This is a genomic window from Thermomonospora catenispora (genome assembly GCF_006363815.1).
Classification (GTDB): Bacteria; Actinomycetota; Actinomycetes; order Streptosporangiales; family Streptosporangiaceae; genus Thermomonospora; species Thermomonospora catenispora.
In genome coordinates this window covers 109,306-128,908 of the sequence record NZ_RRYT01000005.1, presented here as the reverse complement: position 1 = coordinate 128,908, position 19,603 = coordinate 109,306, and the positions used below count along the sequence as shown (strand labels likewise).

21 protein-coding genes are annotated in these 19,603 nt (G+C 70.5%); 11 read left to right on the top strand and 10 right to left on the bottom strand.

All coding sequences use genetic code 11. From position 1 onward, the window contains the following. The first annotated feature begins 31 nt into the window (after positions 1 to 31). From EIO00_RS06360 to pknB, 3 genes are read left to right on the top strand one after another with little or no spacing between them, the layout of a single operon-like run. A complete protein-coding gene (locus EIO00_RS06360; protein ID WP_241661167.1) occupies positions 32 to 1,513 on the top strand; it encodes a peptidoglycan D,D-transpeptidase FtsI family protein in 1,482 nt (493 codons plus the stop codon). Further along, positions 1,510 to 2,982 carry a serine/threonine-protein kinase gene (locus EIO00_RS06355; protein ID WP_241661166.1) on the top strand — a complete coding sequence of 491 codons (1,473 nt, stop codon included), beginning with the start codon at positions 1,510 to 1,512 and terminating at the stop codon, positions 2,980 to 2,982. The genes EIO00_RS06360 and EIO00_RS06355 overlap by 4 nt, the downstream gene beginning before the upstream one ends. 31 nt (positions 2,983 to 3,013) lie before the next feature. After that, positions 3,014 to 4,846 carry a Stk1 family PASTA domain-containing Ser/Thr kinase gene (gene pknB / locus EIO00_RS06350; RefSeq protein ID WP_140176099.1) on the top strand — a complete coding sequence of 611 codons (1,833 nt, stop codon included), beginning with the start codon at positions 3,014 to 3,016 and terminating at the stop codon, positions 4,844 to 4,846. Between the two features lie 278 nt (positions 4,847 to 5,124). Here pknB and EIO00_RS06345 read toward each other — a convergent pair whose 3' ends face one another. From EIO00_RS06345 to EIO00_RS06335, 3 genes are read right to left on the bottom strand one after another with little or no spacing between them, the layout of a single operon-like run. Then, positions 5,125 to 5,703, bottom strand: a complete 579-nt coding sequence (locus EIO00_RS06345) for an anthranilate synthase component II (RefSeq protein WP_140176097.1) — start codon at positions 5,701 to 5,703, stop codon at positions 5,125 to 5,127. Positions 5,704 to 5,717: 14 nt separating this feature from the next. After that, the gene (locus EIO00_RS06340; RefSeq protein WP_140176095.1) at positions 5,718 to 5,912 is read right to left on the bottom strand and encodes a hypothetical protein; all 195 of its coding nucleotides are present in this window, start codon (positions 5,910 to 5,912) and stop codon (positions 5,718 to 5,720) included. A gap of 35 nt (positions 5,913 to 5,947) precedes the next feature. Further along, positions 5,948 to 6,538, bottom strand: a complete 591-nt coding sequence (locus EIO00_RS06335) for a class E sortase (RefSeq protein WP_241661165.1) — start codon at positions 6,536 to 6,538, stop codon at positions 5,948 to 5,950. Positions 6,539 to 6,919: 381 nt separating this feature from the next. Here EIO00_RS06335 and EIO00_RS06330 point away from each other — a divergent pair, with 381 nt between their 5' ends. Beyond that, positions 6,920 to 7,177, top strand: a complete 258-nt coding sequence (locus tag EIO00_RS06330) for a cell division protein CrgA (RefSeq protein WP_140176093.1) — start codon at positions 6,920 to 6,922, stop codon at positions 7,175 to 7,177. A gap of 379 nt (positions 7,178 to 7,556) precedes the next feature. Here the strand turns inward: EIO00_RS06330 and EIO00_RS06325 are convergent, their stop codons facing one another. Both EIO00_RS06325 and EIO00_RS06320 read right to left on the bottom strand, forming a co-directional pair. Further along, entirely contained in the window at positions 7,557 to 8,462 is a 906-nt protein-coding gene (locus EIO00_RS06325) for a rhomboid family intramembrane serine protease (RefSeq protein ID WP_422100030.1), read from the bottom strand. A gap of 43 nt (positions 8,463 to 8,505) precedes the next feature. After that, positions 8,506 to 9,039 carry a peptidylprolyl isomerase gene (locus EIO00_RS06320; RefSeq protein ID WP_140176091.1) on the bottom strand — a complete coding sequence of 178 codons (534 nt, stop codon included), beginning with the start codon at positions 9,037 to 9,039 and terminating at the stop codon, positions 8,506 to 8,508. A gap of 228 nt (positions 9,040 to 9,267) precedes the next feature. On the opposite strand from EIO00_RS06320, the gene EIO00_RS06315 reads away from it, so the two are divergent. After that, complete coding sequence (locus EIO00_RS06315) at positions 9,268 to 9,699, top strand: hypothetical protein (RefSeq protein WP_140176089.1); 432 nt, start codon at positions 9,268 to 9,270, stop codon at positions 9,697 to 9,699. 265 nt (positions 9,700 to 9,964) lie between these two features. Next, positions 9,965 to 10,735, top strand: a complete 771-nt coding sequence (locus EIO00_RS06310; protein ID WP_140176087.1) for an acyltransferase — start codon at positions 9,965 to 9,967, stop codon at positions 10,733 to 10,735. A gap of 19 nt (positions 10,736 to 10,754) precedes the next feature. On the opposite strand, the gene EIO00_RS06305 is transcribed toward EIO00_RS06310, so the two are convergent. Together EIO00_RS06305 and EIO00_RS06300 are read right to left on the bottom strand one after the other, a co-directional pair. Beyond that, on the bottom strand, positions 10,755 to 12,158 hold the full coding sequence (locus EIO00_RS06305) for a sulfatase family protein (protein ID WP_241661163.1): 1,404 nt from the start codon (positions 12,156 to 12,158) through the stop codon (positions 10,755 to 10,757). A gap of 353 nt (positions 12,159 to 12,511) precedes the next feature. Further along, the gene (locus EIO00_RS06300) at positions 12,512 to 12,976 is read right to left on the bottom strand and encodes a pyridoxamine 5'-phosphate oxidase family protein (protein WP_140176085.1); all 465 of its coding nucleotides are present in this window, start codon (positions 12,974 to 12,976) and stop codon (positions 12,512 to 12,514) included. A gap of 1,182 nt (positions 12,977 to 14,158) precedes the next feature. On the opposite strand from EIO00_RS06300, the gene EIO00_RS06295 reads away from it, so the two are divergent. Next, positions 14,159 to 14,446 carry a hypothetical protein gene (locus tag EIO00_RS06295; protein ID WP_140176083.1) on the top strand — a complete coding sequence of 96 codons (288 nt, stop codon included), beginning with the start codon at positions 14,159 to 14,161 and terminating at the stop codon, positions 14,444 to 14,446. A gap of 200 nt (positions 14,447 to 14,646) precedes the next feature. On the opposite strand, the gene EIO00_RS06290 is transcribed toward EIO00_RS06295, so the two are convergent. From EIO00_RS06290 to EIO00_RS06280, 3 genes are all read right to left on the bottom strand, one after another. Continuing rightward, entirely contained in the window at positions 14,647 to 15,144 is a 498-nt protein-coding gene (locus EIO00_RS06290) for a hypothetical protein (protein ID WP_140176081.1), read from the bottom strand. Between the two features lie 797 nt (positions 15,145 to 15,941). After that, complete coding sequence (locus EIO00_RS06285; RefSeq protein ID WP_140176079.1) at positions 15,942 to 16,412, bottom strand: NUDIX domain-containing protein; 471 nt, start codon at positions 16,410 to 16,412, stop codon at positions 15,942 to 15,944. Between the two features lie 22 nt (positions 16,413 to 16,434). Beyond that, complete coding sequence (locus EIO00_RS06280; RefSeq protein ID WP_140176077.1) at positions 16,435 to 17,655, bottom strand: helix-turn-helix domain-containing protein; 1,221 nt, start codon at positions 17,653 to 17,655, stop codon at positions 16,435 to 16,437. Between the two features lie 457 nt (positions 17,656 to 18,112). Between EIO00_RS06280 and EIO00_RS06275 the strand changes: the two genes are divergently transcribed. The 4 genes from EIO00_RS06275 (at position 18,113) to EIO00_RS06260 (ending at position 19,494) form a co-directional block, all read left to right on the top strand. After that, positions 18,113 to 18,403: a hypothetical protein gene (locus tag EIO00_RS06275; protein ID WP_241661162.1), complete on the top strand. Its 291-nt coding sequence runs from the start codon at positions 18,113 to 18,115 to the stop codon at positions 18,401 to 18,403. Positions 18,404 to 18,473: 70 nt separating this feature from the next. Continuing rightward, positions 18,474 to 18,752 carry a hypothetical protein gene (locus EIO00_RS06270; RefSeq protein ID WP_140176074.1) on the top strand — a complete coding sequence of 93 codons (279 nt, stop codon included), beginning with the start codon at positions 18,474 to 18,476 and terminating at the stop codon, positions 18,750 to 18,752. Continuing rightward, positions 18,749 to 19,039 (top strand): DUF2867 domain-containing protein, encoded by a 291-nt coding sequence (locus EIO00_RS06265; RefSeq protein WP_140176072.1) that lies wholly within the window; start codon positions 18,749 to 18,751, stop codon positions 19,037 to 19,039. The genes EIO00_RS06270 and EIO00_RS06265 overlap by 4 nt, the downstream gene beginning before the upstream one ends. A gap of 32 nt (positions 19,040 to 19,071) precedes the next feature. After that, positions 19,072 to 19,494, top strand: a complete 423-nt coding sequence (locus EIO00_RS06260; RefSeq protein WP_140176070.1) for a hypothetical protein — start codon at positions 19,072 to 19,074, stop codon at positions 19,492 to 19,494. Positions 19,495 to 19,603 lie beyond the last annotated feature (109 nt).

Below are 19,603 nucleotides of genomic sequence, written 5' to 3'. Positions count from 1 at the left end.
AGGGGCGGCGAGCGATCGGGGGACGGCGCGCATGAACCTGAACATGGACAAGCCGCTGCGGCGGGTCACCATCTTCGCCCTGCTGCTGATCTTCGCCCTGATGGTGCAGGTCAACTACATCCAGGGCAGCCAGGCCGAGAAGCTGCAGACGCACAAGCTGAACAACCGGCAGTTCCTGGACGTGTTCAAGCGTCCGCGCGGCAAGATCCTGGCCGGCGGCGAGGTGCTGGTCTACTCCAAGCAGCAGCCCAACAGCGAGAACTACGCCCGCTACTACAAGGACGGCGAGATCTTCGCCCCCGTCACCGGGTTCTTCAACGGCGGCGCCAGCGGCATCGAGCGGGCCTACCACTCGCTGCTGGACGGCCGGGACAAGCGGATCACCAACCAGCGCTGGTTCGACCAGTTCATCGGCAAGCCGGCGATCGGCGCGGACGTGGAGACCACGATCATCCCGAACGCGCAGCGGCGCGCCTACCGGGCGCTGGCGCAGGCCAACCCCAACCTGCGCGGCGCGGTCGTGGTGATGGACGTGCGCACCGGCGCGATCGTGGTGATGGCCAGCTACCCGTCGTTCGACCCCAACGAGGTCGCCCCGCAGACCGGCGAGAAGGGCGCCAAGCGGCTGGTGGAGCTGGAGGGCAAGCCGAACGACAAGGGCGAGGTCAACGAGCGCAACAAGCGGCTCAAGCCGCTGGTGAACAACGTGCTGGAGGACACCTTCTTCCCCGGCTCCTCGTTCAAGTCGGTGATCGCCGCCGCGGCGCTGGACAACGGCCTGAACAAGAACTCCACCGTGCCCGCGCCGTCCACCTACACCCTGCCGGGCACCAACACCCAGCTCCCCAACAGCCATGAGGGCGGTGCGTGCGGCGGCGCCGGCCAGGCCCCGCTGATCCTGACGTTCGCCGAGTCCTGCAACACCACCTACGGCATCCTCGGCGCCGAGCAGCTCGGCATCGACAAGGTCCTGGAGACCACCAAGAAGTTCCACTACGACCAGCGGATCGAGGTCGAGCCGGACCTGAGGACGGTGCCGAGCAAGTTCCCCGAGATGAACCAGGCCGAGACCGCGCTCGCCTCGATCGGCCAGGGCAACAACACCGCCACCCCGCTGCACATGTGCCTGGTGGCCGCGGCCGCCGCCAACGACGGCCGGATCATGAAGCCGTACCTGGTGCAGCGGGTGCGCGCCGCCGACCAGAGCGTCATCGAGGAGGCCGACCCGCAGGAGCTGTCCCGGGCGATGTCCCCCGGCCAGGCCGAGCAGCTGGCCGACATGATGCGCGAGGTGACCCGCACCGGCACCGCCAGGAACGTCCCGCAGCTCGCCGGCAAGACCGGCACCGCCGACTTCGACGGAGTCGAGTACAACAACCGCTGGTTCGTCGGCTTCGCCCCGGCCGACAAACCGCGGTACGCCTTCGCCGTGATCACCCAAGGCATCGGCTCGGGTGGTGAGGCCGCCGCGCCGATCGCCGCAAGCGTCATGCGCGAGGTGCTCAAGAAGTGACCTCGGCAGGCCTCGTTCTGGACTCCCGGTACCGGCTGCTGGAGCGGCTGGCCACCGGAGGCATGGGCGAGGTCTGGCGCGGCGAGGACGAGCTGCTCAGCCGTCCGGTCGCGGTGAAGCTCCTGCGTCAGGAGCACGTGTCCGACGAGCAGGCGCGGGCGCGTTTCCGGGCCGAGGCGCGGTACGCGGCGGCGCTGCAGCACACCGGCATCGCCCAGGTGTACGACTACGGCGAGCACGAGGACCGCGCCTACCTGGTGATGGAGCTGGTGGAGGGGGAGCCGCTGTCGCGGATCCTGGCCCAGCGCGGCCCCCTCAGCCCGCAGACCACGCTGGACGTGGTGGCGCAGGCGGCACGGGCGCTGCAGGTGGCGCACTCGGCGGGCATCGTGCACCGGGACATCAAGCCGGGCAACCTGATGGTGAGCGCCGACGGCACGGTCAAGATCACCGACTTCGGCATCGCCCGCGGGCTGAGCGTGAGCACCCTCACACAGACCGGCATGGTGATGGGGACCGCGCACTATGTGTCCCCCGAGCAGGCCTCCGGCCAGAAGGTCACCTTCGCCTCCGACCTGTACTCGCTCGGAGTGGTGGCGTATGAGTGCCTGACCGGGCATCCTCCGTTCGACGCCGAGCAGCCGGTGGCGATCGCCCTCAAGCACGTCCGGGAGGCGCCGCCGGAGCTGCCCGAGGAGGTGCCCGAGCCGGTCCGCGGACTGGTGCGGGCGCTGCTGGCCAAGGACCCGGCCGACCGCCCGGCCAGCGCCCAGGAGGTCGCCGACGAGGCGTACCTGATCCACGACGCGCTGGTGACGGGCGCGCCGTTGCAGGACCTGCACGACGACGCGATCCCGGCGGATCCCGGGGACCGGGCCACCGCCGCGGTGCCCGGAACCGACGCCGAGGATCTTCTCGGCACTCGGATCTCTACCGCATGGTCCGAGTTGGACGGTGACGACACGCCGGATACCCTCGCGGGAGTAAAGTCTTCGGATTCGGACGGCAATGCGAGGTCCGCCACCGCCGCCACCCCGGCCCAGGGGCCGATGCGACGACGCATCATGCTGGTGGCCGCCTCCGCCGCGGTCGGGGTGCTGCTCCTCGGGCTCATCGCGGTCGAGCTGCTGGACCGTGGTCCCGCCTCGGCCGAGCTGAAGGAGACCAAGGGGCGGGTGCCGTCCACGGCTCCCGGTGCTCCCCGAACCGTTCCGACCGAGGTACCGTCGTCGGCGAACCCGGACGGACCGCCGACCACCACCGGCCGGCCGCCGTACGGGAACAACTTCACCGCGTCAACGACACCGACGCCCAGTGCGTCCTCTACGGGGAGGGCCACCACCCCGCCGCCCAGTCCGACGACCTCCGAAAGGCCACCGACCACATCTCCACCGCAGGACGGGGAGTCCTCTCCCAGTCCGGACCCGCCGGAGGCGCCTCCGGGCGGCGAGGGAACACAGTCGCAGTAGGTGTAGACGTACGAGGGAAAGTGCATTCGACATGACTCAGCCTCGGCTGCTCGGTGGCCGCTACGAGCTCGATAGCGTCGTCGGGCGCGGCGGCATGGCCGAGGTCTACCGTGCCAAGGACCTGCGGCTGGACCGAATCGTCGCGGTCAAGACACTGCGTTCGGACCTGGCTCGGGACCCGATCTTCCAGGCCCGGTTCAGCCGGGAGGCGCAGTCGGCGGCCTCGCTGAACCACCCGTCGGTGATCGCCGTGTACGACACCGGCGAAGACCAGGTGGGCGACACCTCCATCCCGTACATCGTGATGGAGTACGTCGAGGGCCAGACCCTGCGCGACCTGCTCCGCGAACAGGGCCGGCTGGCGCCCGAGCGCGCGCTGGAGATCACCGACGGGATCCTGCGGGCGCTGGACTACAGCCACCGCGGGGGCATCATCCACCGGGACATCAAACCGGCCAACGTGATGCTCACCCGCAATCACGAGGTCAAGGTGATGGACTTCGGCATCGCCCGGGCGATGGCCGACACCGCCGCCACCATGACCCAGACCGCGCAGGTGATCGGGACCGCCCAGTACCTGTCGCCGGAGCAGGCCCGCGGTGAGCGCGTCGACGCCCGCAGCGACCTGTACTCCACCGGCTGCGTGCTGTACGAGCTGCTGACCGGGCAGCCTCCCTTCACCGGCGACTCCCCGGTGGCGATCGCCTATCAGCATGTGCGGGAGGAGCCGGTGCCGCCGTCGCGGATGGACCCGGCGATCCCGCAGTGGTGCGACAACATCGTGCTCAAGGCGATGGCCAAGGATCCCGCCCATCGCTACCAGACCGCGGCGGAGTTCCGAGCCGACATCCAGCGGGCCATGCAGGGCATGCCGGTGGCGGCGAACGCGGCGTCCACCATGCTGATGGACAACGCCGCGCAGGGCACCCGGGTGATGAGCCCGGCTCCCGGCGGTCCCGGCGGTCCTCCGCCGCACGCCCGGCCGCGCCGGCCGCCTCGCGACGACGACTACGACCTGCCTCCGGTGGAGTACGACGAGGAGGACGACCGCCGAGGCGGCAAGGGCAAGCAGATCGCCATCTGGGCGCTGGTGGTGGCGGTGTTCATCGGCGGTGCCGCGCTGATCGGCGTGGCGCTCTCCCGCGGCACCGGCCCCAGCGGCGGCGCGAGCAACAGCCCGTCGGCCTCCGTGCAGGCCGTCGAGGTGCCCGATGTGGAGGGCAAGCGGCGGGAGGAGGCCGAGAAGGCGCTCACCGACGCCGGGCTGAAGGTCGGCGAGGTCACCGAGGAGTACAGCGACGAGGTCGCCAAGGGCCGGGTGATCAGCACCGACCCGGCGGCCGGGGAGCAGGTGGCCACGGGCGAGTCGGTCAACCTGGTCGTCTCCAAGGGCAAGGAGCCGCCGCAGAAGGCGCTGGTGCCCGATGTGACCGGCCAGCCGGCCGAGAGCGCCCGTCAGACGCTGGAGCAGGCCGGCTTCAAGGTGAGCCAGCGCAGCACGCCCTCCAACGACGTGGAGAAGGGCCTGGTCGTCCGCACCACTCCCGGCCCCGGTCAGGAGGCCGCCCAGGGGTCGACGGTCGTCATGTACGTCTCGTCCGGCCCGCAGAACATCACCGTCCCGAACGTGGTGGGGCAGACCGAGTCGCAGGCCGACACCACGTTGCGCACCGCCGGCCTGGACGTGCGGGTCGTGCCGGTCCCGCCGCAGCACCCCGCTCAGGAGGGCAAGGTGGTGCGGCAGAGCGTCCCGCCGGGCCAGCAGGTGGCGCCGGGCACGACGGTCACCATCTTCGTCGCCCAGCGCGCCGACGGCGGCGGGGACGACGATGGTCCGGAGTTCCCCTTCCCCGGCAGGAACTGACCCGTCCGCTCACGCCGAAGGCCCCGGTCGCGAGGACCGGGGCCTTCGGCGTTGCTCGGGCCGGTGTCGTTCTCGAGCCGGTGTCGCTCCGGACGGCGTCGTTCGGGCCGGTGTCGCCCGGGCCAGAGCGGGCGGACCGGCCGACGGACATGAGTGAGGGCTTCCGCCACTCGGGGGCAATGGCGGAAGCCCTCATGGGGTGATTCGGATGGGAGGGGGAGGTTGTTACAGGGGCCGGCGGATTTTTCGGGACGGTCGCGACGGCGCGCCGCCGCGGCTCAGGCGGCGCAGCAGGCCAGCCAGTTGGCGAACAGGCGATGGCCGGCCTCGGACAGGATGGACTCGGGGTGGAACTGGACGCCTTCGATGGGGCGATGGCGGTGCCGGAGGGCCATGACGATCCCGTCGGGGGTGCGCGCGGTGACCTCCAGGACGTCGGGCACGGCGGCGGGATCCACCGCCAGGGAGTGGTAGCGGGTGGCCTCGAACGGGTCGGGCAGGCCGGACAGCACGCCCGTCCCGTCGTGGTGGACGGGGCTGGTGCACCCGTGGACGGGTTCGGGGGCGCGCAGGACCTTGCCGCCGTAGGCGTGGGCGATGATCTGGTGGCCCAGGCAGACGCCCAGCAGGGGGAGGCGGCGCCGGTCGGCGTGGTCGACCAGGTCCAGGCAGACGGCGGTGTCGGCGGGATGCCCCGGTCCGGGGCTCAGCAGGACGCCGTCCACGCCGGCGGCGTCGGCGACCGTCACCGCGGACCGGTCCTCGACCCGGCACTCGGCGCCCAGCTCGAGCAGGTACTGGACGATGGTGTGGACGAAGCTGTCGTGGTTGTCCACCACGAGGATGCGCGGGGCCATGGCGGGCGACCCGTTCAACGCCCGGTGGGGGTGGAGGTCACGGCGGAGCCGCCGTGTTCGACGGTGTTCCGATCGAACTGGATCTTCGATTCGGCCCAGGGGAACGCCACGTTCCACAGCAGCAGCACGACCACGGCCGCCAACCCGAGCGCGATCAGTGCCCTGACCGGTCCCGAGCCGGGCAGATGCCGCCAGATCCACGCATACATCGGTTCTCCTCGTCGGTCTCCCGCAAGGAGGGAGGCTACCCGCCGTCGGAGGGTTGCAGGCGGCGGGGACGTCGTTCCGCCAGCTTTCCGAAGACGATGAGCCGTTTGGCCGCCGAGAACTTGGGGTGGCAGGTGGTGAGGGTGATCAGCCGTTCGGTGGGCTTGGCGCCGGGGCGGAACGGCACGGGCGCGGTGACCTCCACCGCGGTCGGCTTGACCACCCGCCGTCCGGTGACCTTGTAGACGTACTGGGCGGTGCGGGTGTCGATGAGGATGCGGTCGCCGTCGCGCAGCCGGTCGAGGCCGTTGAACGGGGCGGAGTAGGTGGTGCGGTGCCCGGAGACGACGAAGTTGCCGATCTGGCCGGGCATGGCGCTGCCGGGGTAGTGGCCCGGCCCCTTGCGGAGGTCCCGGGGTTCGACGCCCTCGACGATCACGTACCGGTAGTCCTTGCCGAGCCGCGGGATGCGGATCATCGCGATCCCGTTCCCCAGTTTGACCTTCTCGGTGGTGACCCGGGCGGGGGGCGCGTTCCAGGACCGGAGGAGCTGGTCGCTGAGCCGGTCCTGCTGCTCGCGGGTGTACCGGCCGGTCCCCCACAGCTCGTACGCCATGAACAGCAGCACGATCAGTCCGGCGGTGATGCACAGCTCGCCGATGCCGCGGATGATGGCTCGCAGCGTTCCCCTCCGTCCGTCCGGTCGTGCCCCTATGGTGGCATTCGCCTCGCCGTCTCCGACCGAGGTCGCCGCCCCGCTCGAAGACGCCGTTCCCCGGCCGGGGTCGCCGCCTCCGCTCAGGGACACCGTCGCCCGCCGGCGGGAGCGGCGTTGTGCGCGGACATGACGCAGGGGCCGGATCAATGCCGCACTGCACGTGATTCGGTCACGGGCTCTCGCTCCGACGGCCTGTCAGGCCTTACTCTGCTCACCAGCGACTACCCTGTCGGCAGAGCTGCCCATGCGCGGACTGCCGCGCCGCCGTCCGCCCGAGGAGAACGAGCCACCGTGGCCAAGTCGAAAGTCCGCAAGAAGGCCGTCTACACGCCGCCGCAGAAGACGCAGAAGGTCGAGGTCAGCCCGCGCTGGCTGGTCCCGACGATGCTCTCCCTGTGGCTGATCGGCCTGCTCTGGATCGCCACCTTCTATGTGACGGCCAGCACCGGCACCGAGGTCCCGCTGATGACGGACCTGGGCAACTGGAACCTGGGCATCGGCTTCGGCGCCATCATCCTCGGCGTGGTGCTGTCCACGCGCTGGCGCTGACCGACCGGCCTCCGCACGCCCACCGGTCGCCGCCCGGCCCTGCGGCGGGACCGCCTGCGGGGCACGGCCTCAAGGGACGCCGGGGCCGGGATCACGGCGCCCACCGGCGCAGGAGCGCCTGCGTGACCGGCGGCGCATCGGCCGAGTGGCGGGATCCGCGGCGCCGTCCGCCGGACACGCGCCGGGTGTCCCGCCGTGTTCCGCCGGGGCGGTCCGATCGCTCGCCGCACGCCCCGGCGCCACGACGCCGGCGCCCCGGCCGCGCCCGCCCGGCCGCCTCGGCGGCGTCACCGTGCGACACCGCCGGCGAAGCCCGGGCCCCGGGAATGCCCGACCGGCGACCGGCCCGGCGGCATCGCCGCACGAGGGTCGCCGGAGCTCACAGCAGCACCGTGACGTCGCTGAGCCGGGCGGTCTGGACGACGACCAGGGCCATCAGCAGCAGGCAGGTGCCCGCCACCGCGGCGACGTGCAGGGCGGTGCGGTTGTTCCGCGGCGCGAACGCGAAGGCGGCGGTGAGGAGGCTCCCGACGACCAGGCCGCCGATGTGGCCCTCCCAGGAGATGCCGCTCACCGTGAAGGTGATCACCAGGTTGAGGGCCAGCAGGGTGACGATGCCGCCGGTGGGGGCGTTCATCCGCTTGGCGACCACGAAGTAGGCCCCGAACAGACCGAAGATCGCGCCCGAGGCCCCGACCGCCACACCGGTGGGGTTGACCAGGTAGAGCAGGACCGAGCCGCCGAGCGCCGACAGCAGGTACAGGGCGGTGAACCGCCACCGGCCCAGCACCTGCTCCAGCTGCGGCCCCAACACCCACAGCGCCCACATGTTGAACAGGATGTGGGTGATGCTGAACGAGCCGCTCGGAGGCGAGTGCAGGAACGCGGCGGTGATCAGCCGGTGGAACTCGCCGTCCACCACCCCGCCCGGCTGCACGATGCCGAACTGGTCGACCCACACGCCCAGCATCGCGAACCGGTCCACCATCCGGTCGGAGACGATCTCCGCCACGTACGCCAGCACGTTCAGCGCGATGAGCGTGTAGGTGACGACCGGGGTGTGCGAGACCCGCCCGCCGAACACGGTGCGCGCCTGCCGCACGGTGCGGTTGCCCTCCTGCACGCACTCCACGCACTGGTGCCCCACCGCGGCGTCCCGCATGCACTCGGGGCAGATGTAGCGGTCGCACCGGGTGCACCGCACGTAGGTCTCCCGCCCGGGGTGGCGGTAGCAGCTCGGCGCCTCGGCGGGGGCTCCGGGGACTTGTGGGTTCAACGGGGTCACGCTCCTCGGGGGGGCGTGAACGCGACGGAGATGCTCACACCCTCTATGACGACTGACGGCGCTCGATCGTCACCGACTCGATCGTAATGTCCTCCACAGGGCGATTCCGGGGGCCGGTGGGGACCTTGGCGATCCGGTCGACCACCTCGGCGCCCTCGATCACCTCGCCGAAGATGGTGTGATGACCGGTCAGGTGGGCGGTCTGCTCCACCGACAGGGTGATGAAGAACTGCGAGCCGTTGGTGTTGGGACCGGCGTTGGCCATGGCCAGCAGGTACGGCCGGTCGAACGCCAGCCCGTTGTCGACCTCGTCCTCGAACTTGTAGCCCGGGCCGCCGGTGCCGGTGCCCAGCGGGTCACCGCCCTGGATCATGAAGCCGTCGATCACCCGGTGGAAGATCGTCCCGTTGTAGAGCGGCTCGTTGGAGGGGCGGCCGGTGCGCGGGTCGGTCCACTGCCGCGACCCCTCCGCCAGGCCCACGAAGTTCTCCACCGTCTTGGGCGACCGGTCGGGGAACAACCGGAGCTTGATCGGCCCGTAGGTGGTGGTCATGGTCGCGATGAGCTCCTCAGCCATGGCGGCTGCCTCCTTCTGTCGTGGAGCCGGATGTGCAGGGGACGGGCGGTGTCCCTACCCGTTCGTGCGGGCCTGGATGCCGGCTTGATCCCTTTCCACCGCAATACCGGGCCGATGCATGCCTCCGCGAGGGGTGACCGCATCCTCCCACGTCCCGGGTTTACCCCATGTCACGTGGGAAGGGTGCAGGGCGGGACCTCGCACACAGGGGAGGTTAGCGTGTCCTCATTGATCTCAGTCCGCCGGAAGTCGGAAGTCCAGATCGACACCTCGCGCATCCGCCAGCTGCGGCATGCCGCCCGGCAGAGCGCGGCGGTGGCCGCCGAACGGGTCGGCCCGGTCGCCGCCCGCTCCCGCGAGTACGCCGCCGAACGCGTGCTGCGGGCCCGCCGCTGGAGCGCCCCTCGGCTGGAACGCGCCGCCGGATACGTCGAGCGGGACCTCGCGCCGCGCCTGAGCGCCTGGCTGAACGACACCGCCCACCGGATCGAACCTCCCGCGCCGCCCGACCGTCCCCGCAACACCGGCCTGATCGTGCTGGCCGCGATCGCCGCGCTGGGCGCCGCCGGCGCCGCCATGACCCGGCGGAACGCGTTCCAGACGCCGTACGAGCAGTACCCGCAGACCGCCGCCGCGGAAGACGGCACACCGGCCCACTGACCCCCGGCCAGCCTGCTCCGGCGTCGGTGGCACGCGTCGAGCCGGCTTCGGGCTTCCGGCGACGAAGACACGCGTGAAGGGACCCGCCACCGACGGCGGGTCCCTTCACGTGCCCGCGCCCGCGATCGGTCGCCGCCCGCGCACGCCTCCGGCGCGGGCGGGCGGCGGGTGCGGGGGCCGACGACGGGCCGGCGGAGAGGATGCGGAAGGGGAGGCGGGAGGGGCATGGTGCCGTTCGCCGCTACCAGCCGGTAGCGTGTGCGCCATGTCGCTGAAACACGTTCTGGCCACGCTGGCTCGGCGGATGCTGCACTCCGCCGTGCACCGCGGCTGGGAGTGGATCCAACGGCACGGTGAGATCACCCCCGCCACCCCCGGACGACACCGCTTCGCCTACCTGGGTGAGGGGGCCTGCATCGGCTTCCCGGCGGGCGCCATCTACGGCGAGCCGTGGATCTCGATCGGAGACCACACCCTGATCGGCACCCACGTCACCATCTCCGCCGGCTTCGTGCCCGGCCTGGACCTGGGCCCCGACCTGATCGTCAAGATCGGCAAGAGCTGTTCCCTGGGCCGCGGCACCTATATCGTCGGCCACCAGTCGATCGAGATCGGCGACCACGTCTTCACCGGCCCGAACGTCTACATCACCGACCAGAACCACAGCTACCGGGACCTGGACACGCCCATCGGCCGCCAGTGGCCGGAGAACAAACCGGTCGTCATCGGCGACGGGTGCTGGATCGGCGCCGGCGCGATCATCCTCCCCGGCACCAAGCTGGGCCGCAACGTCGCCGTCGCCGGCGGCGCGGTCGTCCGCGGCGAGTTCCCCGACCACTGCGTCATCGGCGGCGTCCCCGCCAAGATCCTCCGCCGCTACGACCCTGACCAGGGCTGGGTGCCTCCCCTGCGCTCCCCCCGCCCCCTGGCCTCCCTGGAAGAGCTCGCCAGGATCTCCGCCGAGGAGGCCGACGACCGCCCCTCCCGCGAGGAGCTCGACCGGGAGCAGGAGACCCCCCGCGAAGCCGCCGGCTGACGGCGGCCCCGCGCCCCGGTCACCGGAAGGCGGACCGGACGGGGGCCAGCCGGGCCGACAGCCGATCGACGCCCAGGCGACGCCAGGCGTCCGGGGCGGCCCCGTGCAGGAGGTTCCGCACCTGGTGCGGATCGGCCCGCAGGTCGTAGTACTCACGGTGCACGACCGCACCGTCGCCCTCGAGCCGGCCGTCGTCGTTCAGCCTCAGGTCGTAATGCTCGATGTACTGGAAATCGCGGCCGACCACGGAGGCCCAGCTGTGCCCCGCCTGGCCGCCGCCGTGCTTCCACCACTCGAGCAGCAGATCGTCGCGGTCGCCGGGACGCAGCAGAGAACGGCCGTCCGCCTCGGCGGGGATCCCGGCGGCGTCCAGCAGGGTGGGGGCGATGTCGATGGTGGCGACCAGCCGGTCATCACGACGCCCCGGCCCGAACCCCCCGGCGGGCCAGTGGATCGTCAACGGGATCCTGGTCGACGGGGCGTACGGGACGTTCTTGCCCACCCAGCCGTGATCGGCCCAGCAGTAGCCGTTGTCGCTGACCACCATGACCAGCGTGTCGTTCAACGCGTCCTGGGCGGCCAGCTCGTTCCACAGCGCGCGGAACAGATCGTCGACGGAGCGCAACGCCCGGAGCTGTGCCGCGCGGATGCGCCGGCCGTGCTCCGGGGTGCCGTCGGCGCCCCGGATGTAGGCGGGCTTGCCCTCCCTGCCGGTCCGCGCCACGGCGGGATTGCCGTCCCACGGCGGAACGGCGAGATCGGCGTACGCCGACTCCGGCCAGAACGGCTCATGCGGCGCGTACGGGGTCACGTACAGGAACCACGGACGCGGATCGCCCCGGCGCCGCCGTAAGAAGTCGACCGCGTACTGCCTGATCAACGAGGTGGTGTAGGCGGCCTGGGTGACGATGGTGCCGTTGAGGTTCCACCGGGCGTGCTCGTACAGGGGCGGATGCATGACCGCGTACTCGTCGAAGTACGGCGGAGCGTCCCGCAGATGCCACCCGTTGAGGTACTTGCCGACGATCGCGGTGCGATAGCCGCCCTGCTCGCGAAGCAGGCACGGGAGGGTGGAGCGCATGTCGAGCCGCTGCGGCCAAAGGTTCTGCAGGACCCCGTGGTTGTGCGCATACCGCCCGGTCAGGATCGACGCCCGGGACGGCCCGCACAGCGGCGTGGTCGCATACGCCCTGGTGAACGTGGTGCCGCGGATCGACGGGGTGGCCCACTCGGTGCCCAGCGGCTGGTCGTCGGTGACGAGGAGCACGATGTTCGGCCGGCCGCCCGGCCGCCGCCGGCCCGCGACGACCGGCTGAGGGGCGCTCCCGCAGAGCCCGCCCACCGCCGCCAGTCCGGCCGCCCCCGTCAGAAACCTGCGACGGTTCAGCAGGGGGCCGCCTGATCCCGCACTCGCACCGAACACGCACCGTAATTTATTGAGAACGCCAGGTGATGCAAAGGTTCGTTCCGTTCAGCGTGCCGTCATCGCTCTCGGGACGCTCCGGGCGGGCGGACGAACCGCGCCGACCCCCACGGTGCCGGTTCGGCGGGTCCCCGCGGTGCCCTCTCGGCGGGATCGTCCCCATGGCGCCGCTCCCCTTGCGATGCCGCTCCCGCCGGGCCGGCCCCGGATGCCGTGCCGGGCCCGGCCGCGAGGGCTCGAGGACGAGCGGCCGCCGGGCGGAGCGATGATCTCGGCGGACGGACGCGACGGCACGATGGCGGCAGGCCGGTGCGTCCCCCGTGCTCTCTACCGACGCCGTCCCGGCGGTGCCGTCAGGCGCCGGTATGGGTGATGCGGCGCCCGGTGATGCGGGTGGGGATGATCCGGATGAACGTCTCCTTCTCCCCGCCGGGCCACGGCTCGACGCCCGCCCGCCGCACCGAGGCGCGTTCCTCCTCGGAGTCCACATGGTGCGCGGACCCCTGGACCAGTACGCTCCAGCCCTCCTTCCGGTCGGGATCGATGTGGTCGATCTCGAAGCCCACCTTGTACTCGGCGCCGCTGATGCCGGTGCGCAGATCCTCATCCGTGGGGCTGCTGTGCGAGGTGCGGAAGACGATGGTGCCCTCGTGCAGCGCATAGTTGACCGGCAGCACCGTCACCCCGTAGCGGCCGGTGAACGCCAGCCGCCCGATGCCGCCCGGCGCGATCAGCCGCAGGCACTCGGCCTCGTCCAGATGCTGGGTCACCGGCTGCCGCCCCCGGTCCGGAGGGACGTGCGGGCCGTTGTCCGCCATCAATGACCTCTTCCCTGAGCTTCCCTGAGCTTCCCTGAGCGTCCGAACCTCTCCGTGGTCGCCTCTACCCCGCCGCCGATCTCCCGACTCCACACGCCCCCTGTGTTTCTCACGACTCTGCTCACGATCCCGCTCGCGTTCCCGACACGGCCCTCGCTCAGACGCCGGCACGACCTCGCTCATGCCCGGCGCGATCTCAGCGCGGCCTCGCCCGTGCCCTCCGGTGCGACCTCGGTGCGACCGGCTTGGAGCGGCCGTCGTCCGCCTGGACGGCCGAAAATCGAGACGATGGGCCCACGCGGACGAGCGCTCCGAGCCGCAGGAAGACTGGGGGACGGTGCAGCCTTCCAAGGGGCGCTCGATCAGCCTGGGGGACAGGAGGAGGAACGCCGGGCCGCCGTGCCCGTGAGGCGTCCTCACCCCTTGCCGTCCGGGATTCGTGCGTTCTACCAGGGCGGTTGCACAACCGGCGATCCGTTGCAGAACCAGCCCGTATCCGGCGGGCTTCCGTCGCCCTGGCCTGCGGTTTTACTCTGGGGTCGCTCATCACCCCTGGAGGGATCGCAACCGCTGCTGGCGGACGCTGACCGGGCCGGCCTGGAGGTCGCTCATCACCCCTGGAGGGATCGCAACGCCGTGTGGTCGGCCGGGGGCGGGGCGGTGCGCAGCAGTCGCTCATCACCCCTGGAGGGGTCGCAACGGCAGGTGGCGGCTGATGGCGCAGGTGACCTGGTAGCGGGTCGCTCATCACCTCTAGAGTGGGATCACACCGCGTTGTAGACGATCCGGGCAGCCTGCTCGAGAGGCGCTCATCCTCCCAGAGAGATCGCAACGCGTACTCCTGGGTATCGTGCAGGAGCACCCGAAGCAGTCGCTCATCACCCTTGGAGGGATCGCAACGCTCACCCTCAGCGAGCGTGCGCCTTGTATTTGAGGCGCTCATCATCCCTGGAGGGATCGTGAGCAAGCGAGCAGGCAACATGCTGATCCGCTCGCACAGGTTCAGCCGCTCGGTTCCTCATCATCCCTGGAGGGATCGCGACCCGGCTGCAGTCGGCCGCTGTGGTGATCAGCGCACGGAGGTCCTCATCACCCTCAGAGGCGGCACAACGAGAACGGCTGCGAGGCTTCCCCAAAACGACGCAGGAGTCGATCACCCTCTGGAAGGAGGGCTACCGGGCAGTGAGGGCCCTGGCCGGCGGCTGTGGGTGGCGCCCGGTCCGATGGTCACCGTTCAGCGGCCGGGCGGCGACGACCCGTCTGCATGCCGCGGACGACCATCGCCGCCGGCTCGCCGGCGCGCTCACCGCCAAGGCCGCCGCCGAACGGGCGTTCACCGGGCTGCTGCTCGGGCTGGGCGGTGTGGCGCTGCCGGTCGGCGGTCTCGGCGCCCCCGATCGGGCACCTGACGGGCGCGCCGGTGACAGCCCTCCCAAACGATCGAAGCCCAGGCGGAGCGAGCTGCTCTGACCTGGGCTTTCGGCTGGGTGGAGCCTAGGGGAGTCGACCCCCTGACACCCGGCTTGCAAAGGCCGTAACGATCAAGCCTCCTGACCAGCCGACTCTCTGACCTGCGCGTCCCTAGATCATTTCCTCGCAAGTGACCGTGAGTCCCCGCAACTCCCCCTGCCATCGGGCACGCAACGGGCACGGCCATGAACGGGGCGACTTCACCTGTTCTGGGTGGCCGGCAACCACACGCTGGGCGAGATCTCCACTGAGCTACCGGGAACGGGCTCGCGTATGAGCCGTAGACGAGTGATCATGTATTGGCCGCGCTCGCGGGCGTCCACCACTTCCGGCCAGAGTGCCGTTGCCTCTGGCTGCCAGGCGGATCCTATGTAACCGCTGTACGAGCACACGGCCACGGGACGGACTCTGGCATCCCAGGTTGGGTCTGGTAGCAAGATCGCGGGGTAGTAGGCTCCGCGTTCATCCTGGTACATGGGGTCAAGAGCGGCCAGTTGCGTTAGCCGCGCCTCGTTGTGCTCGTAGTGGGTGCCGCTCAGCCTGAAGTAGACGCCAAAGCGGTCCGGATGGACGGGAACGAGCCGTCGGCCCCAGGTGAGCAGGCCGGTCATGTAGAAGCGCCGGGCGTTGTCGAGGTCACGGACCCTGATCCCATCAGGCAACCCGTCAACTTCCCATGGCGGTACCGACTGCCCCATAGCTCTCCTCCACCTCGCCAAGACGCCATCATCACCGACCCATCGGCGATACGCGGGCGATCCGGCTTATTGCTCCGAGTAGGAGCCGAACCGGAGAGCGCACAGCACAGTTCCGCCTGCCTGGTCTTCCCGTCTGCCGTCGTCCCACCCTCCGGGGAGCGGGCCAGGGCCAGGGCGTGAAGGTGGAGCGCCCCACTGGACGAACGACCTTCGCGCCCTGGCCCTGGTCTGCTCGGCTGTGCCTGGGACGGCGGTGGGCGGGAAGACCAGGCTTCCACCGCCACCACAGATCACCGGTTCCCGTGCGGGCTGGGCTTCCCGGAGCCGGAGTGCCCCCGCCGGAGGCGTTGTCTGTCTGCCGGGTCCTGGTGGAGGCTGGGTGCGTTGTCGGCTGTCGGAGGGGCGCTGTGCTCGCTGCGTTCGTGGGCCTCGTGGTCGGCGGGCTGGTGGGAGCGCTGTGGGGGGCCAGTAGCGGTTATGAGGCTTCCGACAGTGCGATAGGCACTGGCCTGCTGGGGGGTTTTGCGGGGACGTGGGTCGGTTTGATCGTGGCATCGGTGCGTAACTGGTCGAGCCGTCGTGGGCGTCGCCAAGAACGCTGAGGCGGCGGCGCGTACCCCGTGACCGCCGGTACAGCGGGGCACCTGGCGACGGGTTCGCGATGCGCGGCCGGCCGGACCGGCGGCCGGTGACCGGCGCCCACGCCGCACGCGCCGGACGGCGGGGCCGGGCGGCCGGGGCGGCGGCGCGAGCGCCGCCGCCTCTTGATCCCAAAAGGCTTAATTCGGCAAGGAAGATCAGTGGCGTGGCTGGCCGTGCTCCAGGTATCGGGTGCTGCCGTCCTGGCGGGCGGCTTGGCCCTGCACGATGCGGCGGGCGAGCCGGGTGATGGTCAGTTCGTGGACCTGGGCGACGTCGTGGAACTCGTATCGCGTGATCTCGGCCGGGTCGAGCTGGATCTTGTCGAGGTACTCGGCGGTGAGCGTGCCGCCGTCGAACAGGAACAGCAGCTTGTCGCCCTCGATCTGGTTGGGTGCCCAGTCGATCACCAGCAGACGGCCGATCGACGGGGAGATCCCGAGTTCCTCCCGCACCTCTCGGGCGGCGGCTTCGGTAGGGGTCTCGCCGTGTTCGAGATAGCCGCCGGGGATGTCGCGGTAGTCCTTGTAGGAGGGCACGACCAGCAGAACGCGGTCTTGCTCGTCGAAGAACAGGACGCCGGCTGCGACACGGGGACGGGCGAAGCTCTCTGTGGGATCTGGGGTCACCTGCACGACTCTAGGAGATGGGCTAGATGACCTTCATCCTGCGGGCTAGCTCTGCGAGCTTGCGACTGCGCTTGCCCGCGCTGGTGGTGCGGAGTCGTAGGACGAGCTGACGGCTCATGATGTGGTCGTGCACCTGCTCGGGGGCTCGGCGCTCGGCGGTCAGTAGCTTCTCGATCGCCTGCTCGGTCATGTTGCGGGCGAGATAGGCGTTCACCACTTCGAGGGCGTGGCGGACGCGTCGCTCAACCGGTAGTCCTCTGGTGTCCACGCGGGGGATGAGATCCAGGGCGATCTGTACATCACCGAGGGACATCGCTGCCGTGACCCGGTGGATCTTGACGTTGGTGGGGCCGAATGCCGTCCAGAGGTGGTTTGCGTCCGTGCCGATGAGCGTCGCCATCTCCTCGGCCTCGTCCAGGTACTCGGCGGCGGTGCTGCGGTCGCCGGCCCGCGCGGCGGCGACTGCTCCAGGGAGCAGCAGCGTTCCGTAAATCGAGACGATCTCCGGCGCGGAGGGGGTGAGTTCGCGGCGGAGGTAGTCGGCCGCCTTGCGGGTCATCTCCTTAGAGTCGCTGTGCCGGTCTTGGGTGTGCAGGGAGTGGATCACCGATCGGAAGAGTGAGCCGATCACGGCCGGGTCTTCGGATCGTTCGGCGGCGGCAAGACCCTTCTGGGCGGCGATCCATGCGAGATCGGCCTCTCCCAGCTTGGTAAGGATCATCGCAGCGGCCTGGTTGGCCAGGGCTGCCACGCGCTCGGCGCTACGGTGCTCGTCGCCGATGTACTCGCGGGCGGCAAGCTGTGCCTGAGTGATCAGCTCGGGAAGCCTTCGGAGCATGAGGCCATAGCGGGATGCCTGGTACGCCTCCATGACCTCAGCGAGATCGCGTTGTAGCTGGTCGAGTCGCGGGGCCTCGTGGTCTGCCTCGATGGTCCGCAGCAGCGGTGAGAGCTGCCGGTGATCGGTGAGAGCGGTCCGAACCGCCGACACGCCCGGCACTTCACGGGTGGGTTTGTCCGGCGTTGGCTCGCCGATCAGGTCGAAGACCGAGACTCCCAGCGCGTCGGCCAGTGCGCGAATGACGGACAAGCGGTCCAGGGGTGCCCGGTCGTTTTCGATCTTGCTCAGCCAATCCACGGTCCGGCCGACCAGTCCGGCCAGCACCTCTTGGGGCATGCCGCGCCGGACTCGATGCCAGGCCACACGCTGGCCTGGAGTCAGGCTCTCCCATTGATCGGTCATGGCCTGCCTGAAGCCTCCGGGGGATCCCGGAATTTCTTTCCGGGTTGAGGTCTACCAGCGGTTCTAGCTTCTCGACACGTCAGAACGCAATGGGTTTGCGTGATGACGGCTTTGAGCAGGGTCGAACGCTCCGGGAGGAAAGTGCATGAGTCAGGCGCATCGCGGGGGTGAAAGCGCTCCGTGCGCGTCCTGCGGTAGGCGTGGATGGAAGTGGCTCCATCCTCGCCGGGCGGTGTTGGTCGGGCGGCGGGATGAGCGGTCGGGGCCTGGGCTGACGCGGACGCCTTGTCTGCGGTGCAGCCCTCCACGGGTGACGCGGGCGGCGTGACGAGTCTGCGGGGTGGCCGACTGTCTTGGTCACCGAGATCGGATGACTGATCGGTGGTCGAGGTGCGCGTTTGGCGTGCTGGCGGGTCGTTCAGGAGGTGATGGGTTCATGCGTGGTGCGGGGCGGGCGATGGATGCCCCTCGGGAGCGGGACTTGCAGCGGTTGCGGTTGTGGGCGTTGGCGCAGGCGTTGCGGGCGCATGGGTTCGCGGCGGAGCTGGCGGAGTCCGATCCGCTGCTGGTGGTCGCCGGCGGGCCGGGGGTGCTGGTGCAGGTGCGCTGTCAGGTCCGGGACGAGTGCGGCGGTGAGCTGTGGTTCCGGTCGGCGAACGGCGTGATGATCGCTCCGGCCGATGACGCGCATCTGCATGAGGCGGTGGTGGCGGTCAAGGGCCTGGCGGTGCCCGATGCCGGGGCGTAGCGGCGGATACTCCCGCTGCGCGGCGCTGCACGGCATTGACCTGCATGTGGTGGCGGGTACTGAGGTCCCCATGTCTGACCCTCGTGTGGTCCACCTGGAGGCCCTGTGCCGCTGCCTGGAACAGCTCGGCGGCGGGTTCGGCGCTGCGCTGGTGCGGGCCTGGGATGGTCCGGTGGTGCTGCGGGTCACCTATCCGCATCCGGCCCGGCCGGCGGAGGACATCGGCTGTGTCCTGGAAGAGGGCGAATGGTGGTTCGCCTGGAGCGACGGGCGGACCATCGGCCCGGCCGATGACCCCGAGGGCGTGGCGCGCGTGATCGTCCGCGACCCCGGGAGGGGGCCGGTATGAGCAGGGCGGCGACGGCGACGGCGACGGATGAGACGGGCCGGTGGGTGCCGAACGTGCGCGCCGACCGGTTGGAGGCGGTGTGGCGGCTGGCGCGGCGGGAGTTCGGCGGGGAGTTCCCCACCGTCACGATCTGGTATGGGCTGACCTCCGGTCTGTGGCGGGCGATGGTGCCCGGCCCCGGCGGCTGGCGCTTGCTCGAATCACCCGAACCCGACGACCTGCGGATGCAGATCCGGGGCGCGGTGGGGTTCTGGCCGGTGTACGGCTCCCAGCACCACCGGTGCTAGAGGGCACGGCAGCATGGGAACGGGGTGAGGTGGTGGGGCGGGCCAGTGCGGCGCGTGATGTTCGTCGGCTGCTGGATGCGGGGTTGCGCCTGGCCTACGGCGACTCCGAGGAGGGCCGGGTCAGCGAACAGGCGTTCCTGGAGGTGGAACGGCTGGCCGTCAAGCTGTCTCGTCGGCACGGTCAGTTGCGGTTTTTGGGGATGCTGGCGGCCACGGTGCAAGGCGGGGTGGGGGGGCTGGCGCGGCTGACCGGTCGGTCCCCGGACGACATCGCCGCCGAGCACACCGGTTTTTGCTCCGATCGCGGGCTGCGGGAATGGATGGCCGAGGTCATGCGTACCCCTCCGGGTGCCGCGTGGTCACCGCCTCCGGCGGATGCGCCGATAGCTCCGGCGATGGCGCTGGTCCATCTGCATGTCACGGTCTGCCTGGCCCTGTGCCGTGCGACGGATTGACGACCCCTTCCCCTCGTGGGCTGGTTGAAGGTCCTGGTCAGGGCTGGGGTCGGGGGTGACGGGCTGGGGTGGTGGGCGTTAGAGTGCCGTAGGCGCTTGTGCGCTCATG

Excerpts from the sequence above, each read along its gene's own strand:
- EIO00_RS06360 (WP_241661167.1), top strand. The coding sequence starts at position 32 with ATGAACCTGAACATGGACAAGCCGCTGCGGCGGGTCACCATCTTCGCC.
- pknB (WP_140176099.1), top strand. The coding sequence starts at position 3,014 with ATGACTCAGCCTCGGCTGCTCGGTGGCCGCTACGAGCTCGATAGCGTC.
- EIO00_RS06345 (WP_140176097.1), bottom strand. The coding sequence starts at position 5,703 with ATGGCCCCGCGCATCCTCGTGGTGGACAACCACGACAGCTTCGTCCAC.
- EIO00_RS06340 (WP_140176095.1), bottom strand. The coding sequence starts at position 5,912 with ATGTATGCGTGGATCTGGCGGCATCTGCCCGGCTCGGGACCGGTCAGG.
- EIO00_RS06320 (WP_140176091.1), bottom strand. The coding sequence starts at position 9,039 with ATGGCTGAGGAGCTCATCGCGACCATGACCACCACCTACGGGCCGATC.
- EIO00_RS06310 (WP_140176087.1), top strand. The coding sequence starts at position 9,965 with ATGTCGCTGAAACACGTTCTGGCCACGCTGGCTCGGCGGATGCTGCAC.
- EIO00_RS06300 (WP_140176085.1), bottom strand. The coding sequence starts at position 12,976 with ATGGCGGACAACGGCCCGCACGTCCCTCCGGACCGGGGGCGGCAGCCG.
- EIO00_RS06290 (WP_140176081.1), bottom strand. The coding sequence starts at position 15,144 with ATGGGGCAGTCGGTACCGCCATGGGAAGTTGACGGGTTGCCTGATGGG.
- EIO00_RS06280 (WP_140176077.1), bottom strand. The coding sequence starts at position 17,655 with ATGACCGATCAATGGGAGAGCCTGACTCCAGGCCAGCGTGTGGCCTGG.
- EIO00_RS06275 (WP_241661162.1), top strand. The coding sequence starts at position 18,113 with ATGGATGCCCCTCGGGAGCGGGACTTGCAGCGGTTGCGGTTGTGGGCG.
- EIO00_RS06270 (WP_140176074.1), top strand. The coding sequence starts at position 18,474 with ATGTCTGACCCTCGTGTGGTCCACCTGGAGGCCCTGTGCCGCTGCCTG.
- EIO00_RS06265 (WP_140176072.1), top strand. The coding sequence starts at position 18,749 with ATGAGCAGGGCGGCGACGGCGACGGCGACGGATGAGACGGGCCGGTGG.